Genomic DNA, 14,413 nt, shown 5'->3' on the forward strand with positions numbered 1-14,413 from the left:
CTGCTCAGAGAAGTTCTATGATTGCCCAGCCCCAGGTCTCCCGCACCTACTCCCCTGAGGAATACCTCGACCTAGAGGTAGCCTCTGAGATCCGCTATGAATACATTGCTGGAGATATCGTGCCCATGACTGGCGGTACGCCGAACCACAATCGCATTATCCGCAATCTCTGCACAGCGCTAACAATCGGTTTGCAAGGCCGAGATTTGGAGGTATTTGTGGCCGATCAACGCCTCTGGATTCCCCAGGCCCAAATTTATACCTATCCAGATGTGATGGCGATCGCAGGAGAGTTGACCTACCAAACGGGCCGCCGCGATACCCTCACCAACCCCACGTTAATCATCGAGGTGTTGTCAGCATCAACCCGCAACTATGACCGGGGCGACAAGTTTGCCGCCTATCGCACCATTGCCACATTCCAGGAATATGCCCTAGTCGATCAGTACTCTGCCCATGTGGAACACTATGTAAAAACCGGCTCAAAACAGTGGATGCTGCAGGAATACGACGGGCTAGATACCGTCCTTAACCTCGTATCTCTAGGGCTTGAAATCTCTCTACGCGATATCTACAACAAGGTTCAGTTTGAGCCCGCCGCGCAAGGGGAAGAAGCCCAGATTTAAAGCATGGTGAGTAAAAGCATGGTGAGTAGCGCCCGGCCTCAAAACCGGGCGAGAATTGGAAAAGTTAGGGCTGCTCTATTTCGGTTACCACACCGGTTTCTAAGGGGCGATTGCTGCTTTGAATTGAGCAGTTAGCTGGTGAGCTTTGGCTCTGCAGCACCCGCGTGGTTTGCTCACCGTTGATGTTGACGTAGCTTGTTGCCCCAGCTCCGGTCTCCATGCGGGCGGGGGTGTCCAGCCAGGTCAGGTTGTCGAGGCGATCGTGCACCCGCAGCTTCAGGTCGCCGTTTTGGCGATACACGCGGGCTATGGTGCGGTTGGTGCCGTTGCAGACCATAACGGTAGTGACCGGAGCCTCAACCCCAGGCCCTGGCTGGTCTAAAACGGTGACATAGGGGGAATAGACCCAGCCCTCAATGGGGCCAGTGACAATGTACAGCCAGAGACCCTGGGTTTGAATAATTTTGGCCTGCGTTCCCTGGGGTATGGTGCCGCGCACGGCGAAGTTTGTGCCCGGTCCCGATCGCACGTTGAGGAGATCGATACTTACCTCTGCGACCTGGGCAAAGACGGCTGACATCGACAGGCCAATCGCAGTACCGGCAGCAAAGACAGCAAGGGCAAGGGATTTGAGTTTCATAGCTGGTTAAGACTCACAAAAATAAACCACGCCGTAGCTATGGGCTACGGCCTGGCTGAAGCGTTGGTTAAATGTTTACCAGCACTAACCTAGAGGATTAATCTAAGGAACTGATAAAGCTGGGGCTATGGCTAACCTGGAGAAATGGCGAGAATCGCAGTGGTTGCGGGAAACTTTTGGCTGCGATCGCCCAGCGGTTGCCCTAAACCTGTCGAAAGGCTTCTAAGTGAGCGTTTTCTCAGGCTGCAGCTGAATTTGGACCGATAGCGAGTCGCACTTCACACAACTCAAATACAAAGTCGTTGGCGATCTGGTCATACACGCACACGCCCTGCCGCTGACGGCTGACAATACCCGCCTGGGCCAGTATCTTGAGATGCTTAGACGCATTGGCCTGACTCAGCCCCGTAGCCTCAGTGATTTCGGTCGCGTTTTTTGCCCCGTCTTGAGGCGCACACAATTTGCAGTTCAAGCTGCGCCCTGCCACCTACCCCTTCACCCCGCTCCCCGTTTCGGTGGGCACAATGTAGCGCTGCAGCAGAATGAATACCGCGATCGCAGGCAGCACCGACAAAATCGACCCCGCCGCAATCAGCCGCCAGTCCAGTGAAAAGCTGCCCGCCAGCCGGGCTACTCCCAGGGGCAGGGTGTAGCGCTCGGGGCGATCGAGCAAAATCAGCGGCCACAAAAACTCGCCCCAGGTGCCAATAAACACAAAAATCCCCAGCGTGACCAGGGCCGGGCGGGTGGCGGGCAGCATCACGTTCCACCAGATGCCCAGGTCAGAGCAGCCATCCATGCGGGCGGCCTCTTCTAGCTCCTTAGGCACCCCCTGAAAGGCCTGGCGCATGAGAAAAATGCCAAAGGCCGAGGCCAGGTAGGGCAGCACCAGCCCCAGGTAGGTGTTCCGCAGGCCCAAATTCACCGCCAGAATGTACAGCGGTATCATCACCACCTGAAATGGAATCATGATCGTCGCCACGATCAGCGCCAGCAGGGTGTCGCGGCCCAAAAACGACAGCCGCGCCAGGGGATAGGCCGCCAGCGAACACAGCAGCAGGTTGGCCGCCACCGTGATCACCGCCACAATGGTGCTGTTGAGAAAGTACTGGCCAAAGGGGTTGGTCTGCCACACCTGGCGGTAGTTAGCCAGGGTGGGCTGCTGGGGCAATAGCTGGGGCGGAGTCGCCAGCAGGTTTTCTGTTGCCCCTTTGAAAGAAGTGCTGAGCAGCCAAAGGAGAGGAAATACCATCACCAGGGCGATCGCCAGCAGCAGCGCGTAGATCCCCAGGTTGCGCCAGTGAGGCCACTTCCTAAGGTTCTGAAAGAATGCCGGTTGCTTAGAATCTTGCATCACCAGTCCCTCCAGGGAGGAAGGACTAGATCTCCGGGTTCTTCAAGAACCCGGAGATCTGAGAATCGAGCAACCTCTCTTGCGGCCATCGTCTTACCCCAGCGGCAGCTCTTGCAGCAGCCAGAACCCGGCGAAGGATTCGCTCTCAGGGCTGGCCTGAACGCCAATGAAGTGCACCTGGTTGGCCTTGGCCTTAACGGCTTCAAAGGCCTGGGCCTCGGAGAGTAGTTTAGGGTTGGGTAAGCCGGCCAAAATCCAGCTGTCGGCGGCCCCAGTTTCGAGCACGATCGCAGGGTTTTTGCCCGCCTCGATGCGCCAGTAGGCCAGCTCCAGGCCCGACATCCAGGCGGCTAGAGCCGTGGCGCGGGGGGAGAAAATCAGCAGGCCCGGAATGGGGGTATCGGGGGCCAGCTCAGCCAGCGCCAGGGGAAAGGTTTCGCCAAAGCCAATGTCCCACTCGGGCAGGTCGGCAAAGGCGGCGGCCTCCAGGCTGACAAAGGCCCACTTCTGGCCCAGCAGGGCATCGGGTAGCGGCTGGGGGCTGGGGGGCGGGGCGGCCACCGAAGGCGAGGGGGCGGTGGTGTAGCCCTCCATCTGGGGGTACACGGTTTGGTTGCGATCGCGCAGCCACCCCTGCAGCGCCAGCGTGCGGCGGCTGGGCCGGGCCGGAAGGCCGGCGTCTTCGCAGGCTCGCAAAATCATGTTTTGCATCTGGTAGCGAAAAAAGCGAATGCGGCTGGGGGGCGCAATGCCCTGGCCGGTAGCCTCGGCGATCGCCTCCTCAATTGCCCCCTTGAGCGTAATTGAGTTAACCTCGCTGCTGGGCAAAAACTTGCTGTAGCGAAAGGTTTCGGCACTGTCGGTCTGGCTGTCGACTAAGCCCTCGCAGAGCAGCACCTCCCACAGCTTTTTCTGGTTCTCATCCAGCACGGGCCGGGAGTAAAAGTCGAGTTCCCACACGGTGCCCATAGGGGTTAGGCCTCACTGTCGCCGAGCATGCGGCTGATGTCGCTCAGGCGGTTTTCGGCGTCTTCAAACACGGCCTCAGATTCTTTGAGCAGCTCACCGGGATACTTTTCGAGCACCTTGGTCGAGAGAGAAATGCGGTTGCGATCGGGATCGAGACCGACGACCACCGCTTTAATCGGCTGACCCACCTTCAGCACCGCAGGTAGCGACTCAACGTAGTTTTTGCTGATTTGCTTAATGTGCAGCAGCCCGCTGATGCCGTCGAACTCCACAAAAGCCCCAAAGGGTTTGAGGCTGGCCACGGTGCCCTCAATCAGCTGACCCAGCTCCAGGGTGCTCATCACCTGGCTGCGGGCGGCAATGCGAGCCGACATCACCAGTTTGTTAGCGCCGGGGTTGACTTCTAAAAAGCCTACGGTGAGGCGCTGGCCCACGGCATCTTCTAGATTTTCGTAGGTGCGGCCCAGGTGCGATCGCGGCACAAACCCCCGCAGCCCCTCCACATCGACCGTCACCCCGCCCTTGTTGTAGCCGGTCACCTTGACTTCTAGCACCGCGCCCTCTTCGGCCTGCTGGGCCAGCTTATCCCACAGCCGCTTGAGCTGCAGCTTGCGAATCGACAGCAGCACCTGGCCGTCGGCATCCTGGTCACGGATTACCTGAAATGAGTATTCAGTACCGGGTTCGAGCACGCCTTCAAAGGAGCTGATGGCCCGCACCGCTGCTTCTCGAATGGGCAAAAAGGCCGCTGACTTGCCGCCAATATCTACCGTGGCCCCATCGGGGGCAAAGGAAATGACGGTACCCCGCACGGTGCTGCCCACCTGAAAGTCGTAGTCGTGGGCTTCAAGGGCTTTGGCAAAATCTTCGGCGGAAAAAGTCAAGGCTGAGGCTCCTGGACAATAGACAAAATTTAACTAGCTTTCTACTATACAACGCCAGCCTAGGGTACCGTTGGCCTCAGACCACAGCCGGGCAAGGCCGAGACCCTTTACAATAAAAACTCAAAAGGATGTAGCCCCCCACAACCGATGGCCGACGAGCAATTTACCCTGTTTAATGCCGGTGAAAGCGCTCCACCTGGAGCCACGACAACCCCCAGCGGCACCGATTTTGACGCCATTCCCACCAGTGCGTCGGTGCCCATTCCCCCCGGCATCTATCCCGACCTGGAGACCTTGGGCACGCACTGTCGGGGCTGTCTGCGCTGCGACCTGGCCGAAACGCGTACCCATGTGGTGGTTAGCCGGGGCAGCTCTACCGCTCCGGTGTTAATTATTGGGGAAGGCCCAGGCCAGCAGGAGGATGAGCAGGGAGTGCCCTTTGTGGGCAAGTCGGGCCAGCTTTTAGAAAAAATTCTGGCCTCGGTGCGGTTTGACACCGATAAGGATGTTTACATTTGCAACATCGTCAAATGTCGACCGCCCGAAAATCGCGTACCCACCACGGCAGAAATCGCCGCCTGCAAGGGCTATCTGCTGGAGCAAATTCGCATGGTTGATCCCAAAATTATTCTGCTAACTGGTGCCACGGCGGTAAAAGGTTTGCTGGGCATCAAGTCGGGCATCAGCAAAATTCGCGGTGAATGGATGGAGTGGGAGGGCCGTTTGTGTATGCCGATCTTTCACCCCGCCTACCTGCTGCGCAACCCGTCGCGCGACAAGGGCAGCCCCAAATGGCTAATGTGGCAAGACATTCAGGCAGTGCGGGCCAAGGTCGACGAGCTAACGAGTGGTTGAGGGCCGCCGGCTGCAGGTATCTGATCGAGGGCATCCGGCAGGTGGGGGTACGGCTTTCAATACCCAGGGGCTAGGGAAATCTTTGACAGAATAAATGGGTGGTCAACTGGGTTTAAGGTCAAGGGTTTGAGGTACGGCTCTAAATGCCATAACCTCAGGGCAAACCCCAGATCGCTTGCCTGCCGCCTGCCCGATCGCGCCCCGCAAATAGCAAGGAGACTTTAATGGATACCAACAACCTTTTACGCCAGCTGCTGATGATTGGGGTGGGCACTACTTCCCTGGTGGCTGAGCGGGTTAAGCAGGTGAGCGAGGAGTGGGTGCGCGAGGGCAAGTTCAACCCCGAGCAGGCGCGGACGCTCATGGATGAGGTGATGGCCCAGCTCAACGAGGGCAACGGAGCGCTCGAAGATCAGTTTCAGCGGCTGTTTCGCAATACCCTGCAAGACCTGGGCGTGCCCCGCCAGGCCGAAATGGATGAGCTGCGCGGTCGCCTCGATCGCCTGGAGCGGCAGGTGCGCGACCTGGAAAATCGCGCTTGGAAGTAGCTAGTTGCGCGCTGGGTGATCGGCTTTAGGTTGGCTGGCTTGTATTGCGGCAATCCTCTTTAGAACGGCCATTGGCGGTACCGTTGAGCTTATGAGATAGTTCGATCGCTAGGCCAGATTTTCTTAGCGAGCGAAAGGGCATGCCCGTTGATCCATTAGACCTGTTTGCCAAAAAGCCTGCGATCGCCCATCATTCCATCCCCATCGACTCTGGGCTAATGGTGCACTATCGCCACGACCTGCCGGGCGAGCTACATGCGCCCCAGGGGCTGAGCCATCATATGCTGACGTTCTTTTTGTCAAAAAATGAGCGACAGGTTACCCAGGTTGACGAGGGTGGCGAGTATGACGGCGTGATGGAACCGGGCGATTTTTACCTCTGCCCGGCGGGGCAGTCTGCCTTTACGCGCTGGCAGTCGGTCGACAAAACGTTACACATCGTCTTGGAACCTGACTTTCTCGATCGGGTGGCCTTTAGTGTTGACGGTGTGAACTCTGGAAACGTTGAGCTGCTGCCCGTGGTCAAGACCCGCGATCGCAAGCTTGAGAGTTTGGTGCAGCTATTTCTTACCGAAACTGAGCAGAGTGGCTTTGGTGACATCTATGGCGACAAACTCTACCTAGAGTCCTTGAGCTCTCTTGTGGGTGTTCACCTGCTGCGCCATTACTGCAACATTGCCTCAGCGATTCGCCCCTACACCGCTGGCTTAGCGCCCTATCAAGTGAAGCGGGTGCTGGAGTACATTCAGGCCCACCTGAGTCAGGAGCTCAGCCTGGATGCGATGGCGGCTCAGGTAGGGCTTAGCCGCAGCCACTTTGCCCATCAGTTTAAGCAGGCGATGGGGGTTGCGCCCCACCAGTACGTCAGCCAGCAGCGGGTAGAAAAGGCCCAGCGGTTGCTGCGATCGCGGCAAATCCCGATCACCGATATTGCTCTAGAGTGTGGATTTGCGAACCAGAGCCACCTAACGAAGGTATTCAAAAAGCACACGGGCACGACCCCCAAAGCCTACCGCCAGCAGCTGTAATCCTAAATATGTTTGGCTACCCCCGATTGGTAGGGACATTGCACTGCAATGCCTCTACGGGAAACCTATTTTGAATCAGGGCTTCTCATGTCGGATTTCGTACAATAGCTAATCTGAATTCAACAACACCGATTCAAACAGGCAACCCCGTAGGGGCAAACGGCGTTTGCCCCTACGGGGAGGAGCCAAACAGGATTCAGAACCAACCAGGCAACCTCTCACATTGGCCGCAAGAATTGACAAGCGACCAGAGGTTTGGGAAAGATTTCCACCAACCACCAGCGGTAGTCTAGCGCTGTTCACTTCGCCAGTGCGAGTTATCTCATGGTTTTACCCCGCGCCGAGGCGATCGCTCCCTCGGCCCCGGTTCCGACCGGCTCTTTCTCCGACGTGTTGCTCACCGCCCTGGCCCCTATCTCCTGGGGCACGACCTACGCGGTGGCGACTGAGTTTTTACCCCCCGGTCATCCGCTGCTGGTGGCCTCGCTGCGATCGCTGCCCATCGGCGTTTTGCTAATTGTTGGCCTGCGAAAGCTGCCCAGAGGCATTTGGTGGTGGCGCATGCTGGTGCTGGGTGGCCTCAACATTGGTGTATTTCAGGCGCTGCTGTTTGTGGCAGCCTACCGACTGCCGGGGGGTGTGGCTGCCACCGCAGGGGCCATTCAGCCCCTGCTGGTGGTGCTGTTTTCGTGGCTGCTCTTAAGCGACAGGCCGGGGCGGCGATCGATCTTTGCCGCGATCGCAGGCTTTGCTGGTGTGGGTCTGCTGGTGCTTGGCCCCGACGCTCGGCTAGATGCGGTGGGGCTGGTGGCGGCGATCGCTGGAGCCTTCGCCATGGGACTGGGCACGGTGTTGACCAAGCGCTGGCAGCCGCCCGTCTCGCTGATTGTGTTTACCGCCTGGCAACTCGCGATCGGCGGCCTCATGCTGCTACCCGTGGCCCTCATTGTCGAAGGCCCAATCACTGAAATGTCTAGAACTAACCTCTGGGGCTTTATCTACCTGGGGGTAATCGGCACGGCCTTGGCCTATGCCCTCTGGTTTCGCGGCATTCAACGGCTTAAAACTTCATCTGTCGCTGCCCTTGGGTTGATGAGCCCAGTGGTGGCGACCCTGATTGGCTACTTTTTTCTGCAGCAAACCTTAACCCCTGTGCAGCTGTTAGGTGTGGTCGTGGTGCTGGTCAGCGTTCTGCTGGGGCAACAGGCTCGTCCCTTGCACTAGTGTTTTCCTGTTCTCAAACACCGCATTGATGTCCTTAATCATGGGGTTCAAACGGCTTGTGCGTTTACGTCCTTAGCTGATTAAATCTATCCGCAGAATAATACTAATGTGGCGGTGAATTAAATACAGTGTTAGCGACCTATTAGGGGCAACTGCAACCAGATGGCTCAGATTTGGCTTTGGATTGGCGTAGTTTCTATGGCCTTAGGCGCTGTTTTCTTTGGCTTCGGTGCCCACAGCGCTAAAACTGAAGGCTGGAAAAAGCTCTACACGCTCAGCTTTTTTATCTGTTTAATTGCCAGTGCTTTGTACCTGGCTATGGCGCTAGGCCAAGGCCAAACCGTAGTCAACGATCGCCCCACCGTTTGGGTGCGCTACGTTACCTGGTCGCTGTCTACGCCGCTGCTGCTGCTAATTTTTGCCTTCTTGGGCCACACTAGCCTGACGCTGACCAGCAGTTTACTGGGCACAAATGCGTTCATGATTGCGACGGGGTTGGCGGCAGCGCTTTCCCCCAACCCGATTAACTATATTTGGTACGTCGTTAGCTGTGCGGCCTATTTGGCAGCGGTCTATCTACTGGTGGTGCCCTTCAGGCGCGAGGCCGAGCACAACCGCCCCCGCACCCAAAAGGCATTTGGTCGCCTTGTCGCTATTCACCTGATTCTGTGGACGGCCTATCCAATTGTTTGGATTTTGGCTCCTACGGGCATTGACGCGATTGGCCAAGGTTCTGAAACGATGTTTTACACCATTTTAGATATAGCGTCTAAAGTTGGCTTTGGTTTTCTCTCGCTCAATACCTACAGCAAGGTCGAGCAAATTGGTGCTACCGCAAACGACTTAAAACCAACCGCGGCGCTGCGATAAATGACGAATCTGAGAATCAAGACCTCGCTCTATTAAGCCGTTAACCATTTAATAATGGGTTAATAGCTATGGCGCTACCATAGCGCCGCAAGTGGGGTCATTTCTTGTACTTAGAGGCGTGACTTGCCAGACCACGAAATGTTACCAGCTGTAGGTAAACACTCTCGTCGGTGCAACACTAAGGAGAGACCACAGGCTTCCCGCTGATAAACGGGGGATGCCGATCCCTGGAGATTGTTTATGACTGGTGCTGTACTCTCCCCCATCGACTGGCCTGCCTTAGAAGATGGGCTACCGCCGCTGTCGGGTCGCGAGGCGGATGTAGCCGCCGTGATGGCCAGCGACGAGCCAGTATTTTTGCCGCGCACCAATCTGTCGCTGGCCGATATTTCGGCAGGCTTTGCGATCGCTCTACACATGCACCAGCCCACCATTCCGGCTGGGGCCACAGGGGAGCTGATCAACCACCTCCAGTACATGTTTGAGCACCCCTACGACGGCGACAACCACAACGCGGGTACCTTCGCCTACTGCTACGCCCGCCTGGGTGACTTTATTCCGGAGCTGGTGAACCAGGGCTGCAATCCCCGCGTCATGCTCGATTACTCGGGCACCCTGCTGTGGGGCCTGCAGCAGATGGACCGCCAGGATATTTTGGCCAAGCTGCGCCGTCTGGCCTGCGACCCTACCTACCAGCCCTATGTCGAGTGGTTGGGCACCTGCTGGGGTCACGCAGTGGTGCCCTCGACCCCCGTGCCCGATCTCAGGCTGCACATCCGGGCCTGGCAGCACCACTTTGCTGCCCTATTTGGGGCTGAGGCCCTGGCCCGGGTGCGGGGCTTTTCGCCGCCGGAGATGCACCTGCCCAACCATCCCGACGTGCTCTACGCCTTCGTCAAAACCCTCAAAGACTGCGGCTATCGCTGGATGCTGGTGCAGGAGCACACGGTAGAAAGTCTGGAAGGACACGGCCTTTCGCAGCCCCACTTGCCTCACCGCCTGGTGGCTCGCAACTCTCACGGCGAGGTCGAAGAGATCGTGGTGCTGATCAAAACCCAGGGGTCTGACACCAAGCTGGTGGGTCAAATGCAGCCCTACTGGGAAGCCAAAACTTTGGGAAAAGTGGCTCTAGGCAACGCCACCGTGCCGCAGCTGGTCAGCCAGATCAGCGACGGCGAAAACGGCGGCGTGATGATGAACGAGTTCCCCAGCGCCTTCATGCGATCGTGGTACGAAATGCGCGACAACGGCGGCGGTCGTCGGGGCGTAGTGGGCTTTAACGGTACCGAATACCTGGAGCTGCTGGCGGCGGCGGGGTGCAGCCCGGAGACCTTCCCGACCTGTCAGGCGGTGGGGCAGGCCCGACTGTGGCAGGCCGTGGGCGACGCGACCGGAACCGAGGCGGTGACAAACGCGATTGCCGCTATCCACGCCGAAGACCAGGGCTTTTCGATGGAGGGTGGCTCCTGGACGGGCGATCGCAGCTGGGTGCAGGGCTACGACAACGTGCTCGACCCCATGCAGCGCCTGTCTGCCCAGTTTCACCAAACCATGCAGCGCCAGAGCGAGCAGGGCGATACGCTGGAGCGGCAGTATCGCTACCGCAACGCCCTGATTCACAACCTGCTGCTGCAAACCAGCTGCTTTCGCTACTGGGGCCAGGGCACCTGGACGGGCTACGCCGAAGAACTCTACCGCCGTGGCCAGGCCATTCTCTCTCACGATTTTTCCTAGGGCACTTGAGTCAGCACCGATGACCCAGCTTGGTTAATTAACCCCCAATGGATAGGGCAAACAACCGTTTGCCCCTACGAAATGCCTGTTTTGACGCAGTTTTTTGAATTTGGATTCAGAATCAGCTCCAAAAACAAGCAACCACCAATTTTTGTAGGGGCGCAGCATGCTGCGCCCCTACCGGGTTCCTGACTATAAATCGGGGTTTACCAATCGGATGTTGTATGAGGTCGTCAGCGCAGATTAGTCGTAGTAGCGCTGATCGAGCCAGGTGCGCACGTCTTGCTCAGAGTAGAACGAGCGGGTGCGGTTGGTGACCGGGTCGTGGGCAAACCAGCGCGGTTGACCGTTGCGGGTGCGCTGCCAAATGCGCAGTTCGTTTTGGCCGGTAAAGAATCTCATGGTTCGATCTCCTAACTGTTTGAGGGCCTGCCCTAAGTCGTGAAGGGGGCTGTGAGTGGGGCTGTTGTCAATACGAGTGCCTAGGGCGGGTTGCACCAGGGCCTCTAGGCGCTGACGCTGCTGCTGCAGGTCACGGTTGGGTCTGCGGGTAGTGTCCATGGTTTTGCCTCCCTAGAATTAAAATGGGGCTCCAGAATTGGAGCAGACGACGCTCAGGCAGCAGGCTCTGTGACCCGCCAGGGGTCATACTGAGCTGTAAAGGTTACAGTGCTAAGGCTAGAAGCTAGGGGTTGAACCCGAGCTGGGAGCGCAGTGGTAACTGGGCTGCCGTCGTCGATATACCTAATCTATGCGGGTGGCCAGAATGTAACAAAGCATGACGTGAATAGGTTCTATGCAAAAAATCGATAGGCTGGTTTAGCGCCAGCCCTTAGCCTTAGAGTCAGCGTTTAGGGGTTTCAACCAGCCATGAACCTCAACAAAGTCAAGCTTTCCCAGCTGCGTGCCCTGGTTGCGATCGCAGACTGCGGCAACTTCAGCGAAGCCGCCCTGCAGCTCGATATCACCCAGTCAACCGTCAGCCACGCCATTTCTACCCTAGAAGACGAGCTGGGCATTACCCTCCTGCAGCGTGGTCGCCACGGGGCGCGGCTGACCCCGGTGGGCGATCGCATTACCGCCCACGCCCGCGCCATGCTGGGCCTGCTCGACACCATTGCCAGCGAGGCCAACCAGGCTCGCGGAGTGCAGGGCGGCACCCTGCGGATTGCCTCGTTTCGCAGTGTGGCTACCCACGTGCTGCCGGGGGCGATCGCGCGGCTGCACCGGAGGTACCCTGCGATCGCCATTAGCGTCCACGAAATGGATGAGCTGCACCAGCTCAAGCAGGCGCTGGTCAAAGGCGAAGTTGACATTTGCGTCGCCGAAACCATCGATGGCGACGATGTGGAAACCCTGCCGATTTTTGACGACGACTACGTGGCCCTGCTGCCCCCTGGCTATCGCTCGATCACCGGCACCCTGAGCGTCGATGAAATGCGCAAAATGCCCATCATCGGCTCTAGCCACAGCAGCTGCGGCCTGCGCATTCGCACTGTGCTAGGTGCCCAGGAGCATCCGTTAGAGATTGCCTACTGCATTCGCCACGACTCATCCATGGTGGCGATGGTGCAGCAGGGGTTGGGCCTCGCCATTCTGCCCCGTCTGGCGGCTCAGCCCGTGCCGCCCGAGGTGCAGATCTGCCCCCTGCCGTTTCCGATCTCCCGTCCGATCGGGGCCACCATTCTCAAAGATGCCCTGCACACCCCAGCCCTCTACGCCTTTTTAGACGCCCTGCGGGAGGTGGGCGAGTTTAGCTGCGCCAAAGCCGTCTAAAATTGCAGGGCGTTTGATCCAGGGTTACACCTATGCGCCACCTTTATTTTCTTGTCCCTGGCACTGGCAAGCGCTTCCACTGCGGCGGACTGTTTGCCGAACTCAAAACCCTGAAGCTGGCCCAGCAGGTCTGCTCTGCCGAGGTGGTCACCTACGACCAGCGCGAGGCAGATACCCTTTTTTTAGATGACCTGCTCCAGCAGCCGAACCTAAGCGACAGCATTTTTGTGGTCAGCTGGGGTTTTCATGTGCCCCGACTGGTAAAGCGGCTGCGGGGCTATCCCGTGGTCTACCACGCCCACAGCAGCGGCTACGGGTTTAACCTGCCGGGCGATATTCCGATCATTACCGTCAGCCGCAACTCGATGGGCTACTGGGGGCAAAAGCGGCCCAACGGGCTGATTTTTCACCTGCCAAACCACATTTCGCCCGAGTTTACCAATCGGCAGCAGCTTAGAGACATCGACGTGCTGGTGCAGACGCGTAAGTCGTCGAGCTACCTGCTCAACCAGCTTGTCCCGACTCTAGAACCCCACTGCAATCTGGTCAAGCTGGAGGGCTTTGTCGATGATCTATCGATTTTGTTCAACCGCAGCAAAATTTTTCTCTACGACTCGGCGGAATACTGGGCGCTGAGCCGCGTGAGCGAAGGGTTTGGCCTGCCGCCCATGGAGGCAATGGCCTGCGGCTGTCAGGTATTTACCAGCGTCAACGGGGCGCTGGCCGACTATTTAGATCCGGGGTTTAACTGCTACAAAATTGGGGTGTATTCAGCGGGGTACGACTGCGATCGCATTCTCGCCGCCCTGCAAACCGCCAACCCCCTAGCGATGACCCCAGAGGAGCTAATCCCCTACCGCGCCGATGCCCTGCTGCCCCGGCTGCGGGTGATCTTGGCTGAAATCAACCACTTCTTCGACTACCGGGCCAAGCACAGCACCGACATTCCCAATCTCACCAAGCCTCGCCTGACTCGTCTTTGGCTGCAGCGTACGGCCGCTAAAGTGCGCAAAAAGCTCAAAGGCCGTTGATCCCCACCTTGGGTGGGTAGGTTGGCAAAGGCACAATCACGCGAGACAATATAAGAACTGTAATATTTTGAACCCTAGGCTGTGAACAACGCTCCTGTACGCACGGTATCTGACGCCAAGCGCGACTTTTATACCCACCACACCCGCCCTATCAACTCCATCTACCGGCGCGTGGTAGACGAGCTGATGGTAGAAATGCATCTGCTCTCGGTCAACGTAGACTTTGCCTACGACCCGATCTACGCCCTGGGCATCGTTACCACCTTCGATCGCTTCATGGTTGGCTACGAGCCCGAAAACGACAAAGGCTCCATCTTTAACGCCCTCTGCCGCTCCATCAACAGTACCCCCGAGCACTATCGCGGCGACGCCGAAGCACTCAAAGCCTCGGTCGGCGGTATGTCTCTAGACGACTTGAAGGGGCAGTTTGAAAACTTATCTGAGGGCGGCGATGGCCTGCGTGGCACTCTAGCGGCCGTGGCCAACAAAGAAAAATTTAAGTACAGCCGCCCCTTTGGCGTTGGGCTTTACACCTTAGTTGAAACCGCCGCCGCTGAGGATGCCCTTAAAGAAAAAGACACCGTTGAGGCTCTGTTCAAAGATCTGGCCAGCAAGCTCAATATCTCTACCGACAAGCTGCAAAAAGATGTCGAACTCTACCGCAGCAACCTGGAAAAATTTGCCCAGGCGCAAGAAGTGATGAAAGACATGCTGGCTGCCGATCGCAAAAAACGCGAAGAGCGCCAGAAAGCCGCCGAAGCCGCCGCTGAAGCCATCAGTGAGTCGGTCGTCACTGCCCCTAAAGCCGCTGAATCGGGTGAAGCAGCGGAATAGCTGTCGCCATACTGTGCTCAACACGGCGCGGCTGCCTGAG

The 14,413-nt window shown here is 57.8% G+C and carries 16 protein-coding genes; 10 read left to right on the forward strand and 6 right to left on the reverse strand.

All coding sequences use genetic code 11. The annotated features are described in order from the left end of the window. Positions 1–17: 17 nt before the first annotated feature. A complete protein-coding gene (locus IQ265_RS17195) occupies positions 18–626 on the forward strand; it encodes a Uma2 family endonuclease (RefSeq protein WP_194055817.1) in 609 nt (202 codons plus the stop codon). A gap of 64 nt (positions 627–690) precedes the next feature. Here the strand turns inward: IQ265_RS17195 and IQ265_RS17200 are convergent, their stop codons facing one another. The 5 genes from IQ265_RS17200 to IQ265_RS17220 form a co-directional block, all read right to left on the reverse strand. Continuing rightward, entirely contained in the window at positions 691–1,266 is a 576-nt protein-coding gene (locus IQ265_RS17200; protein ID WP_194055818.1) for an SH3 domain-containing protein, read from the reverse strand. Between the two features lie 238 nt (positions 1,267–1,504). Then, positions 1,505–1,738, reverse strand: coding sequence for a metalloregulator ArsR/SmtB family transcription factor (locus tag IQ265_RS17205; protein ID WP_228038033.1), 234 nt, complete (start codon positions 1,736–1,738; stop codon positions 1,505–1,507). A 15-nt stretch (positions 1,739–1,753) separates the two neighbouring features. Beyond that, positions 1,754–2,620, reverse strand: coding sequence for a carbohydrate ABC transporter permease (locus IQ265_RS17210; RefSeq protein ID WP_194055819.1), 867 nt, complete (start codon positions 2,618–2,620; stop codon positions 1,754–1,756). A 93-nt stretch (positions 2,621–2,713) separates the two neighbouring features. Next, positions 2,714–3,589: a Tab2/Atab2 family RNA-binding protein gene (locus IQ265_RS17215; protein ID WP_194055820.1), complete on the reverse strand. Its 876-nt coding sequence runs from the start codon at positions 3,587–3,589 to the stop codon at positions 2,714–2,716. A 5-nt stretch (positions 3,590–3,594) separates the two neighbouring features. Beyond that, positions 3,595–4,473 carry a S1 RNA-binding domain-containing protein gene (locus IQ265_RS17220; protein WP_194055821.1) on the reverse strand — a complete coding sequence of 293 codons (879 nt, stop codon included), beginning with the start codon at positions 4,471–4,473 and terminating at the stop codon, positions 3,595–3,597. Positions 4,474–4,620: 147 nt separating this feature from the next. Here IQ265_RS17220 and IQ265_RS17225 point away from each other — a divergent pair, with 147 nt between their 5' ends. From IQ265_RS17225 to IQ265_RS17250, 6 genes are all read left to right on the forward strand, one after another. Continuing rightward, entirely contained in the window at positions 4,621–5,328 is a 708-nt protein-coding gene (locus IQ265_RS17225; RefSeq protein WP_194055822.1) for a uracil-DNA glycosylase, read from the forward strand. 224 nt (positions 5,329–5,552) lie between these two features. Next, the gene (locus IQ265_RS17230) at positions 5,553–5,876 is read left to right on the forward strand and encodes a phasin family protein (protein WP_035986905.1); all 324 of its coding nucleotides are present in this window, start codon (positions 5,553–5,555) and stop codon (positions 5,874–5,876) included. Positions 5,877–6,016: 140 nt separating this feature from the next. Next, the gene (locus tag IQ265_RS17235) at positions 6,017–6,904 is read left to right on the forward strand and encodes an AraC family transcriptional regulator (RefSeq protein WP_194055824.1); all 888 of its coding nucleotides are present in this window, start codon (positions 6,017–6,019) and stop codon (positions 6,902–6,904) included. A 324-nt stretch (positions 6,905–7,228) separates the two neighbouring features. Next, positions 7,229–8,128, forward strand: a complete 900-nt coding sequence (locus IQ265_RS17240; protein WP_194055826.1) for an EamA family transporter — start codon at positions 7,229–7,231, stop codon at positions 8,126–8,128. 162 nt (positions 8,129–8,290) lie between these two features. Continuing rightward, positions 8,291–8,998 carry a microbial rhodopsin family protein gene (locus IQ265_RS17245; protein ID WP_194055828.1) on the forward strand — a complete coding sequence of 236 codons (708 nt, stop codon included), beginning with the start codon at positions 8,291–8,293 and terminating at the stop codon, positions 8,996–8,998. A 240-nt stretch (positions 8,999–9,238) separates the two neighbouring features. Then, positions 9,239–10,732, forward strand: coding sequence for a glycosyl hydrolase family 57 (locus IQ265_RS17250; RefSeq protein ID WP_194055830.1), 1,494 nt, complete (start codon positions 9,239–9,241; stop codon positions 10,730–10,732). 243 nt (positions 10,733–10,975) lie between these two features. Here the strand turns inward: IQ265_RS17250 and IQ265_RS17255 are convergent, their stop codons facing one another. Next, positions 10,976–11,293: a hypothetical protein gene (locus IQ265_RS17255; RefSeq protein WP_194055832.1), complete on the reverse strand. Its 318-nt coding sequence runs from the start codon at positions 11,291–11,293 to the stop codon at positions 10,976–10,978. A 309-nt stretch (positions 11,294–11,602) separates the two neighbouring features. Here IQ265_RS17255 and IQ265_RS17260 point away from each other — a divergent pair, with 309 nt between their 5' ends. The 3 genes from IQ265_RS17260 (at position 11,603) to psb29 (ending at position 14,373) form a co-directional block, all read left to right on the forward strand. After that, complete coding sequence (locus tag IQ265_RS17260; RefSeq protein WP_194055834.1) at positions 11,603–12,508, forward strand: LysR family transcriptional regulator; 906 nt, start codon at positions 11,603–11,605, stop codon at positions 12,506–12,508. 32 nt (positions 12,509–12,540) lie between these two features. Then, entirely contained in the window at positions 12,541–13,539 is a 999-nt protein-coding gene (locus IQ265_RS17265; RefSeq protein ID WP_194055835.1) for a glycosyltransferase, read from the forward strand. An 81-nt stretch (positions 13,540–13,620) separates the two neighbouring features. After that, positions 13,621–14,373 (forward strand): photosystem II biogenesis protein Psp29, encoded by a 753-nt coding sequence (gene psb29, locus IQ265_RS17270; RefSeq protein WP_194055836.1) that lies wholly within the window; start codon positions 13,621–13,623, stop codon positions 14,371–14,373. Positions 14,374–14,413 lie beyond the last annotated feature (40 nt).

This window comes from Nodosilinea sp. LEGE 06152 (assembly GCF_015207525.1).
GTDB lineage: Bacteria > Cyanobacteriota > Cyanobacteriia > Phormidesmidales > Phormidesmidaceae > Nodosilinea.

Excerpts from the sequence above, each read along its gene's own strand:
- IQ265_RS17225 (WP_194055822.1), top strand. The coding sequence starts at position 4,621 with ATGGCCGACGAGCAATTTACCCTGTTTAATGCCGGTGAAAGCGCTCCA.
- IQ265_RS17215 (WP_194055820.1), bottom strand. The coding sequence starts at position 3,589 with ATGGGCACCGTGTGGGAACTCGACTTTTACTCCCGGCCCGTGCTGGAT.
- IQ265_RS17260 (WP_194055834.1), top strand. The coding sequence starts at position 11,603 with ATGAACCTCAACAAAGTCAAGCTTTCCCAGCTGCGTGCCCTGGTTGCG.
- IQ265_RS17210 (WP_194055819.1), bottom strand. The coding sequence starts at position 2,620 with ATGCAAGATTCTAAGCAACCGGCATTCTTTCAGAACCTTAGGAAGTGG.
- IQ265_RS17255 (WP_194055832.1), bottom strand. The coding sequence starts at position 11,293 with ATGGACACTACCCGCAGACCCAACCGTGACCTGCAGCAGCAGCGTCAG.
- IQ265_RS17200 (WP_194055818.1), bottom strand. The coding sequence starts at position 1,266 with ATGAAACTCAAATCCCTTGCCCTTGCTGTCTTTGCTGCCGGTACTGCG.
- IQ265_RS17240 (WP_194055826.1), top strand. The coding sequence starts at position 7,229 with ATGGTTTTACCCCGCGCCGAGGCGATCGCTCCCTCGGCCCCGGTTCCG.
- IQ265_RS17235 (WP_194055824.1), top strand. The coding sequence starts at position 6,017 with ATGCCCGTTGATCCATTAGACCTGTTTGCCAAAAAGCCTGCGATCGCC.
- IQ265_RS17245 (WP_194055828.1), top strand. The coding sequence starts at position 8,291 with ATGGCTCAGATTTGGCTTTGGATTGGCGTAGTTTCTATGGCCTTAGGC.
- IQ265_RS17250 (WP_194055830.1), top strand. The coding sequence starts at position 9,239 with ATGACTGGTGCTGTACTCTCCCCCATCGACTGGCCTGCCTTAGAAGAT.
- IQ265_RS17195 (WP_194055817.1), top strand. The coding sequence starts at position 18 with ATGATTGCCCAGCCCCAGGTCTCCCGCACCTACTCCCCTGAGGAATAC.
- IQ265_RS17230 (WP_035986905.1), top strand. The coding sequence starts at position 5,553 with ATGGATACCAACAACCTTTTACGCCAGCTGCTGATGATTGGGGTGGGC.
- IQ265_RS17265 (WP_194055835.1), top strand. The coding sequence starts at position 12,541 with ATGCGCCACCTTTATTTTCTTGTCCCTGGCACTGGCAAGCGCTTCCAC.